Raw genomic sequence first — 18,222 nt, forward strand, 5'->3', positions numbered from 1 at the left:
CGGATGAGTAAGACAGTGGCCGCTCCGGCACCGGCGCCGACAGCGCCGGACGAGCGGGTCAAGCAGAAGTCGCTGATGCAGCGTCTGATGGGACGTCCGGAGGTCGGCGCGCTCGCGGGTGCGATCCTCATCTTCGTCTTCTTCTACATCGTGGCCCCGCCGTTCCGCGGCGCCGGCGCACTGGCGACCGTGCTCTACGTCAGCTCGACCTGGGGCATCCCCGCGGTCGCGGTGGCGCTGCTGATGATCGGCGGCGAGTTCGACCTGTCCGCGGGTGTCGCGGTGATCAGCTCGGCGTTGTTCGCGGCGATGTTCGCGTTCCAGCTCAGCACGAACGTCTGGGTGGCCGTCGTGCTGGCCCTGGTCTTCTCGCTGGCGGTCGGCTTCGCCAACGGCTGGCTGGTGGTGCGGACCGGCATCCCGAGCTTCCTGGTCACGCTCGGGACGTTCTTCATGCTGCGCGGCCTGAACCTCGGTATGACCAAGGTGATCACCGGCAACGTCGCGACCGACGACGTGTCGAACATGGACGGCTTCGCCTCGGCCCGGAAGGTCTTCGCCTCCACGGTGACGGTCGGCGGCGCGGAGCTGAAGGTCACGCTGCTGTGGTGGCTCGTCTTCGTCCTGGTGGCGACCTGGATCCTGCTGCGGACCCGGGTCGGGAACTGGATCTTCGCGGTCGGCGGTTCGGCGGACAGCTCGCGCGCGGTCGGCGTACCGGTCAAGAAGGTGAAGATCGGGCTGTTCATGGCGGTCGGGTTCACGGCCTGGTTCATGGGCATGCACAACCTGTTCGCGTTCAACACCGTGCAGTCCGGCAACGGCGTCGGCAACGAGTTCTACTACATCATCGCGGCGGTCGTCGGCGGCTGCCTGCTGACCGGTGGCTACGGCTCCGCGGTCGGTGCGGCGATCGGTGCGCTGATCTTCGGCATGTCCAACCAGGGCATCACGCTGGCCGGCTGGAACCCGGACTGGTTCTACTTCTTCGTCGGCGTCCTGCTGCTCGGCGCGATCCTGCTCAACACCTACATCCGTCGACGTGCGGAGGCTTCACGATGACTGCAACGGTGGACGCGCCGGCCAAGGCGCCCCTTGTCCGGCTGACCGGCTGCGACAAGAACTACGGCAACATCATCGCGCTCGGCGGCGTCTCGCTGGAGGTGGACGCGGGTGAGGTGACCTGCGTCCTCGGCGACAACGGGGCGGGCAAGTCGACGCTGATCAAGATCATCGCCGGCCTGCACAAGCCCACCCACGGCACCTACGAGGTCGAGGGCGAGGCGGTCACGTTCGGCTCGCCGCGGGAAGCCCTGGAGCGCGGGATCGCCACCGTGTACCAGGACCTGGCCGTGGTCCCGCTGATGCCGGTCTGGCGGAACTTCTTCCTCGGCAACGAGGTACGGCGCAAGTTCGGGCCGATCAGCCGGCTGGACATCGACTTCATGCGCAAGACCACCAAGAAGGAACTGCTCGACATGGGCATCGACCTGCGCGACGTCGACCAGCCGATCGGCCAGCTGTCCGGTGGTGAGCGGCAGTGTGTCGCGATCTCCCGGGCGGTGTACTTCGGTGCGAAGGTGCTGATCCTGGACGAGCCGACCGCGGCGCTCGGCGTCAAGCAGTCCGGTGTCGTGCTGAAGTACATCATCCAGGCCCGCGAACGCGGCCTGGGCGTCATCTTCATCACCCACAACCCTCACCACGCCTACCCGGTCGGCGACCGCTTCCTGCTGCTGAAGCGCGGCCGGGTCCTCGGGTACTACGCGAAGGACGAGATCACCCGCGAGGAGCTGACCGCGCTGATGGCCGGCGGCTCGGAGCTCGAGGAGCTGCACCACGAGCTCCAGCGCGGTGGGGCAGCGGCCGCCGAGGTGGCACAGGAACTGCAGGCCGAGGTGCAGGAGCTCGGCATCGCCGAAACGCCCGTCTCCGGAAAGGACCACTGATTCATGACGACGATCGACCCCGCCGGCGGCCCTCGTCTGCACCTGGGCAGCTGCCCGGACTCCTGGGGGGTCTGGTTCGCGGACGACCCGCGGCAGACACCGTGGGGCCGGTTCCTGGACGAGCTGTCCGGTGTCGGCTACCAGTGGATCGAGCTCGGCCCGTACGGGTACCTGCCGACCGATCCCGCGCGGCTCACCGACGAGCTCGGCCGGCGTGGTCTCCGGGTCTCCGGCCAGGCCGTCGGCGCACCGCTGCACGACAGCAGTCAGTGGGAGCCGACGCTGGCCGAGGCCCGGCGGGTCGCGGAGCTGGTCACCGCGGTCGGCGGGAAGTTCATGGTGATCCTGCCGGGCGCGTACCGAGACGAGAAGACCGGCGCGTCGAAGGCCGTCCGGGAGCTCGACGCCGAGGGCTGGAACACGCTGATCCGGAACAACGACGAGCTCGGCCGGATCATCGGTGAGGAGTACGGCCTCACCGTGGCGTTCCACCCGCACGCGGACAGTCACGTGGAGACGCAGGCCCAGGTGGAGCGTCTCCTGCACGACACCGACCCGCGGTACGTCTCGCTCTGCCTCGACACCGGGCACTTCGCCTACCGGCACGGTGACAACGTCGGGATCATCGAGAAGTACCCGGAGCGGCTGGGGTTCGTGCACATCAAGGGCGTCGACCCCGAGGTGCTGAAGGTGGTCGACGCCGAGGACCTGTCGTTCGGCGAGGCGGTCAAGCGCGGGGTGATGGCCGAGCCGCCGAACGCGGAGCCGAAGGTCGAGCCGATCGCCGAGGCACTCCGGGGGCTCGACCGGGACGAGGTCTTCGTGATCGTCGAGCAGGATCTGTACCCGTGCGACTTCGACGTACCCGAGCCGATCGCACGGCGGACGTACGACTATCTGCGCAGCGTGGGAATCGGAGGTGACCAGTGATGACGGTCCGGGTCGGAGTGATCGGCGTGGGCATGATCGGGCAGGACCACATCCGGCGGCTCACCCACGTGCTGTCCGGTGCGCAGGTGGTCGCGGTGACCGATGTGGACCCGGCCCGGGCGCGGCAGATCGCGGACGGGCTGCCCGGCTGCGCGGTGCACGCGACCGGGCAGGAGCTGATCAAGGACGAGACGGTCGACGCCGTGATGGTGACGTCCTGGGGACCGACGCACGAGGAGTACGTGCTGGCGTCGATCGAGGCCGGGAAGCCGGTGTTCTGCGAGAAGCCGCTCGCCACCACGCAGGAGGCCTGCCGGCGGATCGTCGACGCCGAGGTGGCGAGCGGCCGGCGGCTGGTGATGGTGGGGTTCATGCGCCGGTACGACACGGCGTACCAGGCGGTGAAGGCGGCCGTCGACGACGGCTCGATCGGTGCGCCGCTGCTGATGCACTGTGCGCACCGGAACCCGTCGGTCCCGCCGTACGGCTTCACCACCGAGATGATCATCACCGACTCGGCGATCCACGAGATCGACCTGGTCCGGTGGATGTTCGACGAGGACATCGTGGCCGCCAGGGTGCTGAAGCCGCGGCGGAACAGCAACGCGGCCGACGACCTGCACGACCCGCTGCTCCTGCTGCTGGAGATGGCCAGCGGGATCCTCGTGGACGTCGAGCTGTCGCTGAACATCCGCTTCGGGTACGACATCCGCGGCGAGGTCGTCGGCGAACTCGGTACGGCCGCCCTCGCGGAGACCTCCGGCGCGGTCGTCAAGAACGACGGCCGGTACGCCGGACGCGTGCCGGCGGACTGGCGGGAGCGGTTCATCCGCGCGTACGACATCGAACTGCAGGACTGGATCGACGCGGTCGCGTCCGGTGGGTTCACCGGTCCGAGCGCGTGGGACGGTCACCTGGCGGCGGTGGTGTCGGACACCTGCCTGGAGGCCTTGCGGACCGGTCAGCGAGTCGAAGTCGCCTCGCACGAGCGCCCCGACTTCTACACGAAGGGCTGACCCATGAAACTCGCCCTCGACCCCTACATGTTCCGTAGTACGCCGCTGCTCGAGCTGCCGCGCCTGGTCGCCGAGCTCGGCTACGAGTGGATCGAGCTGTCGCCGCGGGACGACTTCATCCCGTTCTTCAACCACCCCAGGGTGAACGACGCGACCGTGGCCGCCTTCAAGAAGGAACTGGCCGCGGCCGGTGTCGGCGTCGCGTCCGTCCTGCCGCTGTTCAAGTGGTCCGGTCCGGACGAGGACGACCGGCAGGCCGCGGTGCGGTACTGGAAGCGTGCCATCGAGATCACCGCGGCCCTCGGGGTCGACACGATGAACTCGGAGTTCAACGGCCGGCCGGAGCTCGCAGCGCGTAGCGAGGCGCAGTTCTGGCGCTCGCTGGAGGAGCTGCTGCCGGTGTTCGAGCGCGAGGGCATCAAGCTCGCGCTGGAGCCGCACCCGGACGATTTCGAGGAGGACGGGAAGGCCGCGATCGACCTCATCCGCGGCATCAACAGCCCGCTGGTGACCTTCCTGTACTGCGCGCCGCACACCTTCCACATGGGCAACGACGCGGCCGGCATCATCGGCTACGCCGGGGACCTGTTGACCAACATCCACGTGGCCGACTCGTTCGACCACACCGGGTCGTCGGGGCTGCGCTACATCGTCAACCCGCCCGGCTCGACCGTCCGGGTGCACCAGCACCTGGACATCGGCCAGGGCGAGGTCGACTTCGACGAACTGTTCGCCTGCCTGGCCACGGCGGGTTTCAATGGCACCGTGACGACCTGTGTCTTCGCGTGGGAGGAACGAGCCCGCGAGTCGAGCACGTTCATGCGGGACAAGATCACCGAACTGATGACGAAACAAGGGATGCAGCTGTGAGTACCGAGCGAATCACCCATCTGGTCGCCGGCACCCCGTGGACCGGGGTGTCGGAGCGGACCAGCAAGGTCTACAACCCGGCCACGGGCGCGGTCACCGGCGAGCTCGACCTCGCCTCGGCGGCCACCGTCGACGAGGTGGTCAAGGTCGCCCACGAGGCGTCGCGGAGCTGGGCGCAGACGTCGCTGACCAAGCGCGCGCAGGTCCTGTTCGCCTACCGGGAGCTGGTGAACCGGGACAAGGAACGGATCGCCGCGATCATCACCGCCGAGCACGGCAAGGTGCTGTCCGACGCGCTCGGTGAGGTGACCCGCGGCCTGGAGGTGATCGAGTTCGCCTGCGGCATCCCGCACCTGCTCAAGGGCGGGTTCAGCGAGGGTGTGTCGACGAAGGTCGACGTGTACTCGATCCGCCAGCCGCTCGGCGTCTGCGCGGTGATCTCGCCGTTCAACTTCCCGGCCATGGTGCCGATGTGGTTCGTCCCGATCGCCGTTGCCTGTGGCAACAGTGTGGTGATCAAGCCGTCGGAGAAGGACCCGTCGGCGGCGAACGCGATGGCCGAGCTCTGGAAGGAGGCCGGCCTGCCGGACGGCGTGGTGAACGTCGTGCACGGCGACAAGGAGGCCGTCGACCGGCTGCTCGAGCACCCGGACATCAAGTCGGTCTCGTTCGTCGGCTCGACGCCGATCGCTCGCTACGTCTACGAGACCGGGACCAGGAACGGCAAGCGGGTCCAGGCGCTCGGCGGCGCGAAGAACCACATGATCGTGCTGCCCGACGCGGATCTGGATCTGGCCGCGGACGCCGCGGTGAACGCCGGCTTCGGCTCGGCCGGTGAGCGCTGCATGGCGATCTCCGCGCTGGTCGCGGTCGAGCCGATCGCCGACGAGCTGATCAGCAAGATCAAGGACCGGATGGCGAAGCTCAAGACCGGCGACGGGACCCGGGGGTGCGACATGGGTCCCCTGGTCACCGGCCCGCACCGCGACAAGGTCGCCGGGTACGTCGCCGCCGGCATCGAGGAGGGCGCCGAGCTCGTCGTCGACGGTCGCGCGGGCGACTTCGACGGCGGGGCCGACGGGTTCTGGCTCGGTCCGACCCTGTTCGACAAGGTGACGCCGGAGATGTCGATCTACACCGACGAGATCTTCGGCCCGGTGCTGTCGGTCCTGCGGGAGCCGTCGTACGACGCTGCCCTCGACCTGGTGAACTCCAACCCGTACGGCAACGGGACGGCGATCTTCACCAACGACGGCGGCGCGGCCCGGCGGTTCCAGAACGAGGTCGAGGTCGGGATGGTCGGGATCAACGTGCCGATCCCGGTCCCGATGGCGTACTACTCGTTCGGCGGCTGGAAGAACTCGCTGTTCGGTGACACCCACGCGCACGGCACCGAGGGCGTGCACTTCTTCACCCGCGGCAAGGTCGTCACGTCACGCTGGCTGGACCCGTCCCACGGCGGGATCAACCTCGGCTTCCCGACCCACGACTGAAAGGGGCTGCTTGGGTGTAGCGTCGAAGGCAACCCCCGGGGCATCAGGAGTACCGCGGCGTACGAAGGGCCGGTCGGCCCGTCCGAACCCAGCGAACATCAGCCCGGGAGTGCGTGATGGCGAAGAACAAAGGCGGACGCGAAGTCCGCAAACCCAAGCAACCCAAACAGCCGAAGGCCAACCCTGCCGACAGCGGGATCATCCCGCCGACCAAGCAGGCGCGGAAGTAACCGGGTACGCCGCGAACTCCGCGGCGTACCCGTCAGTTGACCGGCGCTGTGCTGCCTCGGATGACGAGGTGTGGCGTGAGGACGAACTCCTCGGCGGTGGTCCGGCCGTTCTCCAGACGGTCGGCCGCTGCCTCGACCGCGTGCTTGGCCAGCTGGGTGGCGTCCTGATCGACCGAGGTCAGGTCGATGTGCGCCAGCCGCGCGAGCGTGCTGTTGTCGTACCCGGCGAGCGAGACGTCGTCCGGCACGCGGACGCCGGCGCGCGTGAACGCGTCCTGCAGGCCGACAGCGCACATGTCGTTGGACGCGACCACGGCGGTCGGTAGCCGCGCGGAGTCGAGCAGCGCACGACCGGCCTGCGCGCCGGCGAGCTCGTCATGTCCGCCGGGCACGATCCGCAGCGAGCCGACCAGGTCCTGGTCGCGCATCGCCGTCCGGTAGCCGCGCCGCCGGAGGGTCGCGATCGGTCCCTTGCCACCATCGATGAAGGTGATGTCGCGGTGGCCGAGCTCCACCAGGTGCTCGACCGCCTGTGCGACGCCCAGATCGTCCGCGGCCCGGACCACGTCGATGTCGGGGCCGGTGTGCTTACCGATCGCCACGACCGGCAGGTTGTGCTCGGGGATCGGTCCGGTCGGGCCGAGCAGGACCAGGGCCTCGCAGCGGAAGTCGAGCAGCGTCTCGACCGCGCGTCGCTCGTCCCGGTCCGCGGTGACGGTGCTGAGCACCAACTCGTAGCCGCGGCCCGCACTCGCGTGGTGCAGATCCTCGACCAGCTCGGCGTGGAACGGGTTCCGGATGTCGAGCAGGACGCCGAGCAACCGGGTACGGCGACGTGCGAGGAGACTCGCGGTCCGGTCCGGGCGGTAGCCGAGCCGGTCCGCGGCCTCACGCACCCGGCGCCGGGTCTCCTCACTCGGTCCGGGCCGGTCGGACAGTGCCAGCGAGACCGACGACGGCGACATCCCGATCGCCGCCGCCACGTCCTCGAGCCGCGGCCGTCTGCTCGTCGTCCCTCGATCACGCACGGAATCTCCCGGTTTCGAGCCCTTGACAGCGGTTTGTCAGGACAATCATAGTACAAGAGTCTTAAAGCGCTTGAAGTCCAACTATTGCAGGGAAATCGAGGAGTAGCCATGTCGTCTTCGAGCATCGGGGTGGCGGTGATCGGTGCGGGGATGGCCGGTCGTGCCCACCTGGCCGGGTACCGGTCCGCGACCGCGATCCACGGGGCCGGGCTGCCCGAGGTGCGGTTCGTCGCCGTCGGTGACGTGAACGCCGCGGTCGCCAAGGAGTCCGCCGACCGGTTCGGGTACCAGCGGGCCGAGACCAGCTGGCAGGCGATCGCCGACGCCCCCGACATCGACGTGGTCAGCGTGGTGGTCGCCAACACGCTGCACCGCGAGATCGTCGAAGGGCTGCTCGCCGCGGGCAAACACGTGCTGTGTGAGAAGCCGCTGGCGCCGAGTGTCGAGGACGCGGCCGCGATGGTGGCCGCGGCCGGGGCCTCGGGCCGGCAGACGGCGACCGGGTTCACCTTCCGCCGGTCGCCGGCGATCAACGCGATCCGCGCACAACTCGAGTCCGGGACGATCGGCCGGCCGGTGCATCTCGACGGGCACTACTGGTGCGACTACGGCTGTGACCCGCAGGGGCCGATGAGCTGGCGGTACAAGGGCGGTCCGGGATCGGGCGCGCTCGCCGACATCGGTGCGCACCTCGTCGATCTGGCCGAGTTCCTGTGTGGGCCGATCGAGTCGGTGAGCGGTGCCGTGCTGGCGACGTACATCACCGAGCGGCACCTGCCCGTGGGGGCAGTGGTCGGGCACGCGCTGGCGGAGGTCAGCGAGGAGACCGAGCCGGTCGAGAACGAGGACCTGGTCAGCTTCACCGCGCGGTTCGCGTCCGGTGCGACCGCGACGTTGTCGGCCTCGCGGACGTCGTACGGACATCCGAACGGGCTCGGGTTCGAGATCTTCGCCGAGCAGGGCGCGGCCACGTTCGACCTCGCCCGGGCGTCGGAGTTCGGCTTCGTCGACGGCAAGGCGCCGCAGGCCACCAGCGGGTACCGCCAGGTGCTGGTGGGTCCGGAGCACCCGTACATCACCGGCGGTCTGCCGATGGACTTCCCCGGTGTCGGCCACGGGCAGAACGACCTGTTCGCCTTCCAGGCCAGGGCTTTCCTCGGCCAGGTGGCCGGCGTCGGCGGACTGCCGCCGTGCCCGACCTTCGAGGACGGTCTGCGCAACCTGCGGCTGCTCGGCGCAGTCGTCTCCTCGTCCCAATCCGGCGGCGCCGCCGTCACCATCGACTGATCCGGAAGGACCATCACCATGAAGCTCGGTGCCTACACCGCCTGCCTGCACGACGTACCCCTTGCCGACGCGCTGAAGACGCTGGGCGGCCTCGGCCTGGACAGCGCGGAGATCAACTCGGGCGGCTTCCTGCCCGCGCCGCACCTGCCGATCGACGACATCCGCGCCAGCCAGGATGCGCGCGACGAGTATCTGGCCCAGTTCGACGCCGCCGGCATCGCGCTCACCGCACTGAACTGCAACGGCAACCCGCTGCACCCCGACCCCGAAGTACGGCGCAAGCACAGCCAGGACGTCATCGACGCCATCGAGCTGGCCGCCCTGCTCGGCGTCAACCGAGTCGTCACGATGTCCGGCCTACCAGAGGCCCACGCCGGTGGTACGGCGCCGTCGTGGACGGTCCTGCCCTGGGTCAGCGTCTACCTGGACGCCCGCGACTACCAGTGGAACGAGGTGGCGATCCCGTACTGGAAGGACATCCAGGCCCGCGCCGCCGACGCCGACGTGAAGATCGCGATCGAGATGCACCCGCACAACCTGGTCTACAACCCGGCCACGATGGTGCGGCTGGCCGAGGAGATCAACGCCACCCACGTCGGTGCGGAGATGGACCCGAGTCACCTGTTCTGGCAGGGCATCGACCCGGTCGCGGCCCTGGACAGCCTCGGTGGACTGGTCTACAACGCGGCCGCGAAGGACACCCGGATCAACGAGGCCGCCAAGATCAACGGCGTACTCGACGATCGGTTCGGGCGGGTGCTGCCGACCGATCCCGGTGCGATCGGCCTGGGTGGCACGGACACGCTCAGCCGCTGGCCGGAGAACTCGTCGTGGGACTTCGTCGCCGTCGGCCGCGGTCACGACGTGGCGTTCTGGACGGACTTCCTCGCCGCGATCAAGCGGATCGACCCGGACATGGCGGTCAACATCGAGCACGAGGACCAGGAGCTCGGCCAGCTGGAAGGCATCGAGTACGCCGCCAAGACGCTGCTCACGGCGGCCGCTTCCGTCTGACCGCGCCGTGGGGTAGCTTCTGGAAGGCGTTGTGAGGACGCGCCGAGACTCGCCGGAAGGCTGGAAGCCACCTCACGGTTCATCGGTCGAGCGCGGATGACGACGCTCTCTTGTGGCCCGTGCGAGTCCGGGTGCGAGAGGACGCGTTGTGAGACTGCTGCCGGATCGACCGAGTATCGAGTACCTGCGCAAAGAGGCCAAGGATCTGTTGGGCGTACTGCGCGAATCCGAGCCCGGAGCGTCACTGGCCGATGCGCAGCGGGCGCTGGCGGCCGAGTACGGGGAGCGTGACTGGCTCGCGGTCACGGTCTACGACTGGATCACCGAGGAGCAGGCCGCCATCGGTGCGCGGCTCCGGGAGGCCGCGGTGGCGGCCGGCGTGACGGCGCCGGTCGCGGTCCGGAGTCCGCAAGGGCGGCTGATCGAGCGGGTGCGTGACGAGAGCTGGCGCGTGCACGAGTGGATCGAGGTGGGACCGTCGCCGACGTTGCCGGTCTCGACCGCGTTGGCGCGACGGATCGGTGCGACGTACGGGACTCTGCACGCGTTGGCCATCCCGAGCGAGACGCCGATCAGTCCGTACGTGATCTGGCGCCGTCCCGAAGCCGATTGGTACCAGCTGCGCGACAGAGCTCGCGCGGCCGGCAAACCGTGGGCCGAGCAGTTCGATGCCTTGCTTCCGGTTCTGCTCGATCTGTATGGGATCGAGGCGGACGTCGCCAGTGCCAAGCTCATCCTCTGCAACCAGAACTGCATCCCGTCGCACGTCCGGCTGGGCCGGAACGGCGAGCTCGTCGTGATGGAGTGGGATTTCGCCGGGTCGCTGACCGCCGAGCTGGAAGTCGGGATCGCGCTGACGCATTGGACTCTGCGCCCGTCGATCAACCCGAAGGTGGTTGCGGCGTTCCGCGAGGGCTATCTCGACGTCGCGGAGTGGCCGAAGCTCGATCTGAGCTCGTTCGGCGTGGCCGTGACCGCTTGGCTCAACTGGACCCACAACGCGATCTGCGAGGCGATCGATCCGGAGAGTCCGGAGCGTGCCGAGTTCGCCGAGCGCGAGGCGGTCGGACTTCTTGATCGCCCGTTGACCCGTGGTGGCCTCGAGCAACTACTCGGGGCCTGAGTCGCTCGAGAGTACGGCGGCCAGCGCGGCGGCGGCCGGTTCGGTGAGGTGGCCGTGCAGAAGCTCGATCCGATGGACGAGCCGCGGCGTGGTCACCGGTACGGCGGAGAGCTCCGCGGCGCGGCTCGGGCGTGCCGACCGGCACGCGTCGGCTGACTGGGGGAGCACGGCCAGGCCGTGGCCGGCGGCAACCAAGGTGAGGAGGCTGTGGAGGTCGGTGCCTTTGTAGGTGAGGGCCGGCCGGAAGGCGTCGGACCCGGTGGCGGCGCGCAGGGTGGACAGCGGCGCGGCGAGGTCGGGGGCGTCGATCCAGCGGGCGTCGGCCAGGTCGTGGAGGGCGAGGCCGCGTCGGCCGGCCAGCGGGTGGTCTGCGGGCAGCGCCAGTACGAGTTGCTCGTGGGCCACCGCGGTGGTGCGGAGCGATCCGGCGTCGGCCAACCGGAGCGGATCGCTCGGGGCCGCGATGCCGTCGATCAGGCCGAGGTCGAACTCGCCGGCCGCCACGCCTTCGGTGACCGCCCCACGGCCGCAGACAGTCAGCGCGACCTCGGTGCCCGGACGGGATCGGCGTACCTCGCGCAAGGCGATGGCGAGGTGCCCGGCAGCCAGGGGAGAGGCGGCGATGGTGAGGGCGCCGGGCGGGTCGGCGACGGTACGGCGGACGTCGGCCCGGGCGGCGTCCAGCCGGAGGAGGATCGGGCCGGCGTGTTCGAGGAGGCGCTCGCCGGACGGGGTCGGGGCGACCGGACGACGGTGGAGGAGCGGCGTACCCAGGTCGTGCTCGAGTGCGGCGATGTGCTGGGAGACGGCGGACTGGGTGTAGCCGAGGCGGGCCGCGGCGGCCGAGAACGAGCCGCACTCGGCGACCGCGACGAAGGTCCGCAGCAGGTGAGGATCCACGCCGATCAGTATCGCTTATCGACTGTGCAGAGATCATCGTTGGCGCTGATGCCGGTCCGGCACCCAGGATGAGTGCCATGAACGCATACTCCGGACGCATCGCCCTGGTCGGTGACCGCTCGCCGCACGTTCGCTCGCACACCCGGGTGCCCGGTCTGCTCGACCGGCTACGGGAGCGCGACCACCTCGACCTCGACGTGTACTGGGTGCCGACCAGTGAGGTGGACCAGGCGCTCAAGGAGTTCGACGGGATCTGGCTGCTGCCGGGCAGCCCGTACCAGGACGAGGACGGCGCGCTCACCGCGGTCCGGATCGCGCGGGAGAACGGGATCCCGTTCCTCGGCACCTGCGCCGGCTTCCAGCACGCGATGCTCGAGTTCGCCCGCACGGTGTGTGGCGCGGCCGACGTGCAGCACGGCGAGAGACATCCGGACGCGGACGACCTGCTGATCGTCCCGCTGGCGTGCTCGCTGGTCGATCACGAGGCCGCGATCCAGGTGGCCCCCGGGACCCGCGCCGCCGAGTTGCTGGGCGTCGAGCGGTCACTGGAGCGGTACCACTGCTCCTACGGGCTGGACAGCAACCGGATGGACCTGCTGCGCGACCACGGCATGGTCTTCAGCGGGTACGACGACGCCGGCGACCCCCGCATCGCCGAACTCCCCGACCACCCGTTCTACCTGGCCACTCTCTTCCAGCCGGAACTCGCCGGCGACGGCACCCGCCCTCACCCCTTGATCCAAGCCTTCGCCCGCGCAGCCGGTCGGCAGGGGCGTTGGCCGCGGGCAATGCTTCCTAAGCGATGCTTGGGCGCGTGAGTGTTCGAGTGTGGTGCCTGCGGCACGGCGAGTCGGAGAACGTCATCAAAGCCATGGCCGGGGCAGTGCCGAGCGAGCCCTTGACCGAACGCGGCCACCAGCAAGCCCTGGCGGCAGCCCGGAGCCTGGCCGGCGAGCCGATCAGCCGGGTCTACGCGAGCACCGCCGTCCGCGCGCGACAGACCGCGCAGCCGTTCGCCGCCGCGCGCGGGGTCGAGGTCCAGGCCGTGCCCGAATTGGTCGAGGGCGGCGTCGGCAGGCATGAAGGAAGCAGCGATCCCGCTGTCCGGCAGCGCGCCGCCGAGGTGCTCCGCGCCTGGATCGTCGACCGCGACCTCGATCAGCGGGTCGCGGACGGCGAAAGCGGGCACGAGGTCCTGAAGCGCATGGCGGCCGCCTTTCAGCAGCTCACCGAGCGGCACCCGGACGAGACGGTGGTGGTCGTCGGCCATGTCGCCAGCCTCACCCTCGCGCTCGACCAGCTCTGCGATCTCGGTGCGGCCGTCTGGGGATCACCGCTGCCGCACGCCGAGCCCTTCCTGGTCGAGTGGGACGGCCACACCTGGCGCTGCCCGGCGTGGCCCGCCTAGATCTCGGAGACTGGTCGGGGCTGGAGCCCGGCGGCCTGGTAGCAGGCGTCGATGAGCTCCATGGTCGCGAGCGCGTCGTCGGCGTCGGTGAGTACGGGCGCACCGTTGCGGACCGCGGCCGTGAACGCTTCCAGTTGGTAGGTGTAGGAGGTCCGGGTGCCCAGGTGCTCGACCCAGGTGTCCTCCTTGGTGGTGACGATGACGCGGTCGTCGTTGTGCGGGAGGACGTAGAAGGGGGCGAAGGCCTCGCCGCGGGTGCCGACCACCTTGAGGCTGAACTCGACGCTCTCCGCGGCCATGCTGGTGCGGACGGCGCCGGTCGCGCCGGACGGGAACTCGAAGTCGGCGTTGAGCCACTCGTCGACGCCGGGCAGCCGCTTGCGTTCGCCGGCGCGGGCGCTGGTGAGCTTCGGTGCGCCACCGGCGTACGGCGCGAGCATCCGCTGGGCGTGGATGGCGTAACAGCCGACGTCCATGACGGCTCCGCCGGCCAGCGGCAGCGACCAGCGCGGGTCCTGGTCCGGGGGCGGCGGCATCACCATGGTGGCCTCGACGTGCTGCAGGTCGCCGAGCTCGCCCTTGGCGAGCAGCTCCTGCAGGCGGCGCATCACCGGGTGGTACGCGTAGTGGAAGGCCTCCATGAACACCACGCCGCGCTCGCGGGCGGCGTCGCGGACCTGCAGTGCCTCGGCGGAGTTGCTGGCCGACGGCTTCTCGGTCAGCACATGCTTGCCCGCGGCAATCGCCCGCAGGTTCCACGGCCCGTGCAGGCCGTTGGCCAGCGGGTTGTAGACCGCCTCGACCTCGGGATCGTCCAGCACGTCCTGGTACGACGCGTGCACGCGGTCGACCTGGTGTTCCGCCGCGAAGGCCTCGGCCCGGCCGGAGTCCCGGGCCGCCACCGCGACCAGCCGGGCGCCGGTCGACCGGGCCGGCGCGACGATCGCCCGGTCGGCGATCCGGGCAGCCCCGAGAATCCCGATACGCAGCGGTTCCATGCCTTCTCCTTCGATGATCGGCCGCACGGGTCGCGTACAGCGGGTCGTCCGGGTGGCGCGCAGGTAAGGGTAGCCCTAGGGACGGACGACGAACGCGCCATCCTGCCTGACGAGCACCCCGGCCCGACAGCACCTGCCCGGGATCCGGACCGGGTTCACCCGGCGTTCACGTTCTTGCCGTCGGCCTTCAGTGGGTCTCGCGACGGACGGTGTGCGCGGTGAGTGCCTCCCGCAACCGGTCGGCGGGCCAGGTTTCGGCGACCGCCGTACGCAGGAGGTCGGCCTGGGACCGGGGTGCGAGACCGCCGATCGGCTGGTCGCGGTCGAGGTTGGTCGGGAAGGCGTAGCCCTCCGCCGTCGCGGCGATGACGTTCTCCACGGCCGCGGGATCCGGCAGCCGGAGCAGAACGGGATAGACGGCGTCGATCATCCGGGCCCGGTCGACACTCTCCATCGCACGCCCGAAGGCCGACGAGATCTGCAGCAGGTTGGCCATCCGCTTGATCCCGGCCGAGTGGTTGCTCCCGGCCGCATGGAACAGGGCCGGGTTGAAGAACACCGCATCGCCCTTCTCCAACGGCAGTTGCACGTGGTTCTCCACGAAGTACGTCGCGAACTCGGGCCGCCGGTACGCCAGGTACCCGAGCTCGTACTTCTGCGAGTGCGGCAGGTACAGCGTCGGCCCCGACGCGACCGGCATGTCACAGTGCGCGACCGCCCCCTGCAACGTCAGTACGGACGACAGTCGGTGCACGTGCGCCGGGTACTGCGCCGCCACCTCGTCGGACTGGAATCCGAGGTGATAGTCACGGTGCACCGTCTGGCCCTCGCCGCCCGGGTTCACCACGTTCACCTGCGACGTCACCTGGTACGCCGGACCCAGCCAAGCGGACGCGACCAGAGCGAGCAGGTCGTTGCCGTAGTACGCCGCGAACACCTCGGGCGCACCGACCGCCAGCTTCTCGAGCGCGTTCCAGACCCGGTCGTTGGCCCCCGGCTTGGCGAAGTGGTCACCGGCCGCGGTCCCGGACCGGTGCTGCTCGTCGATCAGCCGGTTGAACTCGGTCGTCGTCGCATCGACCACGTCGTTGCCGAAGGCCCCTTTCAGGACGACGATCCCGGGTCCGTCGGTGAACGCGGTGACGAACTCGACCTGCACGGTCCGGGGATCCGCGCTCCGGAGGCGGACAGCGTCGTACACGGGGACCTGTTGCTCGATCCGCTCGGCGTGGGGATAGTCCGCGGGGTCGGTCTGCTGCTTCAGCACGGTCAGCAGGTCCTCGAGCCGAGCGTCGGACGGTGTCAACCACATGGGGTGGCTCCTCTCTGCCTGGTTGTTCTAGCGTGGTGGTTTCCTGATGGGTTCGGAATCCCCTGAATCCACCAAAAACCCGTCATTTCGGGGAGGGAGAGCGATGGCACGCGAGCATCGGGTCCGCGACATCGCGGTCCAGGCCGGGCTGAGCGAGACGACCGTGGACCGGGTGCTGAACGCCCGGGCCGGGGTGAGCGCCCGCGCCCGCCGTCAGGTCGAGCAGGCGATGCAGGACCTCGACCGGCAGACCACCCAGATCCGCCTCGGAGGGCGCACGCTGGTGATCGACCTGGTCATGCAGGCCCCCAGCCGCTTCTCCCAGGCGGTCCGCAGTGCCCTTGAGGCGGCCCTGCCCGGTCTGCGTCCGGCAGTGATCCGAGCTCGCTTCGACCTGAGCGAGACCGCCTCGGCCGCCGACGTCACCGCGACCCTGGAGAAGCTGCGCAAGCGCGGGTCGCAGGGCGTCATCCTGAAAGCGCCGGACGAACCCGAAGTGGTCGAGGCCGTCGACTGGCTCGTCGCCGCCGGCATCCCCGTCGTCACTCTGGTCACCGATCTCCCGACCAGCCGGCGGCTCGCGTACGTCGGCATCGACAACCGGTCCGCCGGCGCGACCGCGGCGTACTTCCTCACGCAGTGGCTGGGTACCGAGCCCGGCAACGTGCTCGTCACGTTGAGCCGTGGTTCGTTCCGTGGTGAGGAGGAACGCGAGATGGGCTTCCGCTCCACCCTGCGCCGACTGGCACCGGACCGGTCGGTCGTCGAACTGGCCGAGACGGACGGCCTCGACACCACCATGCACGGGCAAGCCCTGGCCGCACTGACCACGGACCCAGCCATCAATGCGGTCTACTCCATCGGCGGCGGCAACAGCGCCATCGTCCAAGCGTTCGCCGATTTGCATCGCCCGCACCGCTGCTTCGTCGCCCACGACCTCGACGCCGACAACCTCGCGCTACTGCGGTCCGGCGCCCTGTCCGTGGTCCTGCACCACGACCTTCCGACCGACGTGCACCACGCCTGCCAGCACCTCCTGCACGCTCACCGGTTGCTCCCGACAGTCCGGACCACGCCCAGCAACCTGCACCCGATCACGCCGTACAACCTGCCCGGATGATCTGACCGCGCTCCACGATGCGACGCTGCAGCTCATCCACATCCACGTCTTGTACGTCGGTCTGCGAGCGCAGCGACTGCACTGCGGCGACAGTGGCCGATTCGGCGAGCACGCAGAACACGGGCTCCATCCGGGTGGCCGCGTAGCCGACGTGCGTCGCGGACAGACACACAGGCACGAGAAGGTTGCCGCAGTCGGCCTGGTGCGGAGTGATCGCCCGGTAGGGAACGGGATACGGCTCGCCGGTGCCCAGGTGCCCGCCGATGAACATGTCGCCTTCGGTCGCCACGCCCAGCTGACCCGTATCCGCGTTGCGATGCGTGATCCGGCGTACCGGATAGATGTCCACACCGAAGAGTGCGAGGCCGATGCTGTCGGCGGGGTCGGTCTGGTTGATCACGTCCGCGTGCGTGACGGTGTAGCGCCCGTCGAGCCGTCGCGCCACCCGCACGTACAACTGCGGCGGCCAGCCATCGGTCTCCGGGAAGACACTCGCGTCCAGTCCGTACGCCGCCGTCTCGGCCCGGAACTCCGCCGGTACGGCGGGATCCGTCGAGAGGAAGTGGTGGAGACCGCGGAGGTAGTCGAGGTGGTGCCGCCAGATCCGCGAGCGATCGTCCCAATCGCCGTCCTGGTACTCACGGCTCACACCGAGCGGAGCGTTGGTGACCAGGGACGCGCGCTGGTAGTTGTACTCACCGGAGTTGAGCCAGCCGGGGAAGATCCCTCGGAGACCGTCGAGGTCCAGATGCTCGACGTACCGCCGGACCAGTTCGTAGTCGGCCGGTGAGTAGCGGTCGGGAGGCGTCAGCTCAGCGCGGCGCTCCGGGTCGGTGGTCACGTAGAAGCGGTAGTTGTAGGCCTGCGTGTAGTCGTCGGCCGCACCGACGGGCAGACCGTGGTCTCGCTCGACCAGTGGAAGCAGTCCGCTGGTGCTGTCACCGGGGACGACGTACGGGTCGATCGGCGTCCAGTTGGTCACCGGGCAGACCCCGGCGACCTCCTCGCCGAAGGCGTCGCGTGACTCGCGTCCGGTGCGGTAGGGGACAGCGGCACGCTCCATCAGGTCGCCCTCGTAGGACGCGTCGATGAAGACCTTCGCCCGTACCTCACCGTCGGCCACCGACTCCGCGGCCGGCAGTGGGACGCCCCACCGGTCCGGCGGAGAGGTCTCGAGATGGATCGCGGTGATGCGGTTGCCCTCTCGCGTCACCGTACGCACGCGGCGCTCGAAGATCACCTCGATACCGGCACTGGCGATCCACTCGTGAAAGGCGCGCATAACTCCGTGCGGGTGGTCGCCGAAGCCGAAGACGACGTCGCGGGTCAGACCGCCGACGGCCGTGGGGTCAGGGCAGTCCTGCGCCGGTTTGATCCCCGCGCCGAGCATCCCACCGAGCCACCGGCTGGGCTCGATCAGAACCACCGACGCGCCTTCCTGATGCGCGGTCAGGGCGGCGACGCAGCCCGCGGGCGTTCCTCCGTAGACACAGATGTCGATCACTCATGTACTTAATCCCGAGACATAGCTCTGTAGACATGGA

17 protein-coding genes are annotated in these 18,222 nt (G+C 69.4%); 12 read left to right on the forward strand and 5 right to left on the reverse strand.

Going from position 1 to position 18,222, the window contains the following annotated elements:
* Positions 1-3 precede the first annotated feature (3 nt).
* The 6 genes from ACZ6O0_RS15365 to ACZ6O0_RS15390 are packed head-to-tail and all read left to right on the forward strand — an operon-like array spanning position 4 to position 6,258.
* Positions 4-1,062 (forward strand): ABC transporter permease, encoded by a 1,059-nt coding sequence (locus ACZ6O0_RS15365; RefSeq protein ID WP_465765507.1) that lies wholly within the window; start codon positions 4-6, stop codon positions 1,060-1,062.
* On the forward strand, positions 1,059-1,949 hold the full coding sequence (locus tag ACZ6O0_RS15370) for an ATP-binding cassette domain-containing protein (RefSeq protein WP_465765508.1): 891 nt from the start codon (positions 1,059-1,061) through the stop codon (positions 1,947-1,949). The genes ACZ6O0_RS15365 and ACZ6O0_RS15370 overlap by 4 nt, the downstream gene beginning before the upstream one ends.
* Before the next feature lie 3 nt (positions 1,950-1,952).
* Complete coding sequence (locus tag ACZ6O0_RS15375; RefSeq protein WP_465765509.1) at positions 1,953-2,879, forward strand: sugar phosphate isomerase/epimerase family protein; 927 nt, start codon at positions 1,953-1,955, stop codon at positions 2,877-2,879.
* Complete coding sequence (locus tag ACZ6O0_RS15380; RefSeq protein ID WP_465765510.1) at positions 2,879-3,895, forward strand: Gfo/Idh/MocA family protein; 1,017 nt, start codon at positions 2,879-2,881, stop codon at positions 3,893-3,895. Before ACZ6O0_RS15375 ends, ACZ6O0_RS15380 begins: the two co-directional genes overlap by 1 nt.
* Positions 3,896-3,898: 3 nt before the next feature.
* On the forward strand, positions 3,899-4,765 hold the full coding sequence (locus tag ACZ6O0_RS15385; protein ID WP_465765511.1) for a sugar phosphate isomerase/epimerase family protein: 867 nt from the start codon (positions 3,899-3,901) through the stop codon (positions 4,763-4,765).
* The gene (locus tag ACZ6O0_RS15390) at positions 4,762-6,258 is read left to right on the forward strand and encodes a CoA-acylating methylmalonate-semialdehyde dehydrogenase (RefSeq protein WP_465765512.1); all 1,497 of its coding nucleotides are present in this window, start codon (positions 4,762-4,764) and stop codon (positions 6,256-6,258) included. The genes ACZ6O0_RS15385 and ACZ6O0_RS15390 overlap by 4 nt, the downstream gene beginning before the upstream one ends.
* A 262-nt stretch (positions 6,259-6,520) precedes the next feature.
* Here ACZ6O0_RS15390 and ACZ6O0_RS15395 read toward each other — a convergent pair whose 3' ends face one another.
* Positions 6,521-7,516 carry a LacI family DNA-binding transcriptional regulator gene (locus ACZ6O0_RS15395; protein WP_465765513.1) on the reverse strand — a complete coding sequence of 332 codons (996 nt, stop codon included), beginning with the start codon at positions 7,514-7,516 and terminating at the stop codon, positions 6,521-6,523.
* Between the two features lie 108 nt (positions 7,517-7,624).
* On the opposite strand from ACZ6O0_RS15395, the gene ACZ6O0_RS15400 reads away from it, so the two are divergent.
* From ACZ6O0_RS15400 to ACZ6O0_RS15410, 3 genes are all read left to right on the forward strand, one after another.
* Complete coding sequence (locus tag ACZ6O0_RS15400; protein WP_465765514.1) at positions 7,625-8,803, forward strand: Gfo/Idh/MocA family protein; 1,179 nt, start codon at positions 7,625-7,627, stop codon at positions 8,801-8,803.
* An 18-nt stretch (positions 8,804-8,821) separates the two neighbouring features.
* Positions 8,822-9,817 carry a sugar phosphate isomerase/epimerase family protein gene (locus ACZ6O0_RS15405; protein ID WP_465765515.1) on the forward strand — a complete coding sequence of 332 codons (996 nt, stop codon included), beginning with the start codon at positions 8,822-8,824 and terminating at the stop codon, positions 9,815-9,817.
* Positions 9,818-9,965: 148 nt separating this feature from the next.
* Positions 9,966-10,940, forward strand: coding sequence for an aminoglycoside phosphotransferase/kinase family protein (locus ACZ6O0_RS15410; RefSeq protein WP_465765516.1), 975 nt, complete (start codon positions 9,966-9,968; stop codon positions 10,938-10,940).
* Here the strand turns inward: ACZ6O0_RS15410 and ACZ6O0_RS15415 are convergent.
* A complete protein-coding gene (locus tag ACZ6O0_RS15415; RefSeq protein WP_465765517.1) occupies positions 10,926-11,840 on the reverse strand; it encodes a LysR family transcriptional regulator in 915 nt (304 codons plus the stop codon). The genes ACZ6O0_RS15410 and ACZ6O0_RS15415 overlap by 15 nt on opposite strands.
* A 77-nt stretch (positions 11,841-11,917) precedes the next feature.
* Between ACZ6O0_RS15415 and ACZ6O0_RS15420 the strand changes: the two genes are divergently transcribed.
* Positions 11,918-12,658 (forward strand): CTP synthase C-terminal region-related (seleno)protein, encoded by a 741-nt coding sequence (locus ACZ6O0_RS15420; RefSeq protein ID WP_465765518.1) that lies wholly within the window; start codon positions 11,918-11,920, stop codon positions 12,656-12,658.
* A complete protein-coding gene (locus ACZ6O0_RS15425; protein ID WP_465765519.1) occupies positions 12,655-13,248 on the forward strand; it encodes a histidine phosphatase family protein in 594 nt (197 codons plus the stop codon). Before ACZ6O0_RS15420 ends, ACZ6O0_RS15425 begins: the two co-directional genes overlap by 4 nt.
* On the opposite strand, the gene ACZ6O0_RS15430 is transcribed toward ACZ6O0_RS15425, so the two are convergent.
* Positions 13,245-14,246, reverse strand: coding sequence for a Gfo/Idh/MocA family protein (locus ACZ6O0_RS15430; protein ID WP_465765520.1), 1,002 nt, complete (start codon positions 14,244-14,246; stop codon positions 13,245-13,247). The two genes, ACZ6O0_RS15425 and ACZ6O0_RS15430, sit on opposite strands and share 4 nt — an antisense overlap.
* Positions 14,247-14,433: 187 nt before the next feature.
* A complete protein-coding gene (locus ACZ6O0_RS15435; protein WP_465765521.1) occupies positions 14,434-15,558 on the reverse strand; it encodes a phytanoyl-CoA dioxygenase family protein in 1,125 nt (374 codons plus the stop codon).
* Between the two features lie 103 nt (positions 15,559-15,661).
* Between ACZ6O0_RS15435 and ACZ6O0_RS15440 the strand changes: the two genes are divergently transcribed.
* Positions 15,662-16,678 carry a LacI family DNA-binding transcriptional regulator gene (locus ACZ6O0_RS15440; protein WP_465765522.1) on the forward strand — a complete coding sequence of 339 codons (1,017 nt, stop codon included), beginning with the start codon at positions 15,662-15,664 and terminating at the stop codon, positions 16,676-16,678.
* Here ACZ6O0_RS15440 and ACZ6O0_RS15445 read toward each other — a convergent pair.
* Positions 16,653-18,182, reverse strand: coding sequence for an FAD-dependent oxidoreductase (locus ACZ6O0_RS15445; RefSeq protein ID WP_465765523.1), 1,530 nt, complete (start codon positions 18,180-18,182; stop codon positions 16,653-16,655). The genes ACZ6O0_RS15440 and ACZ6O0_RS15445 overlap by 26 nt on opposite strands.
* Positions 18,183-18,222 lie beyond the last annotated feature (40 nt).

This window comes from Kribbella sp. NPDC048837 (assembly GCF_055586945.1).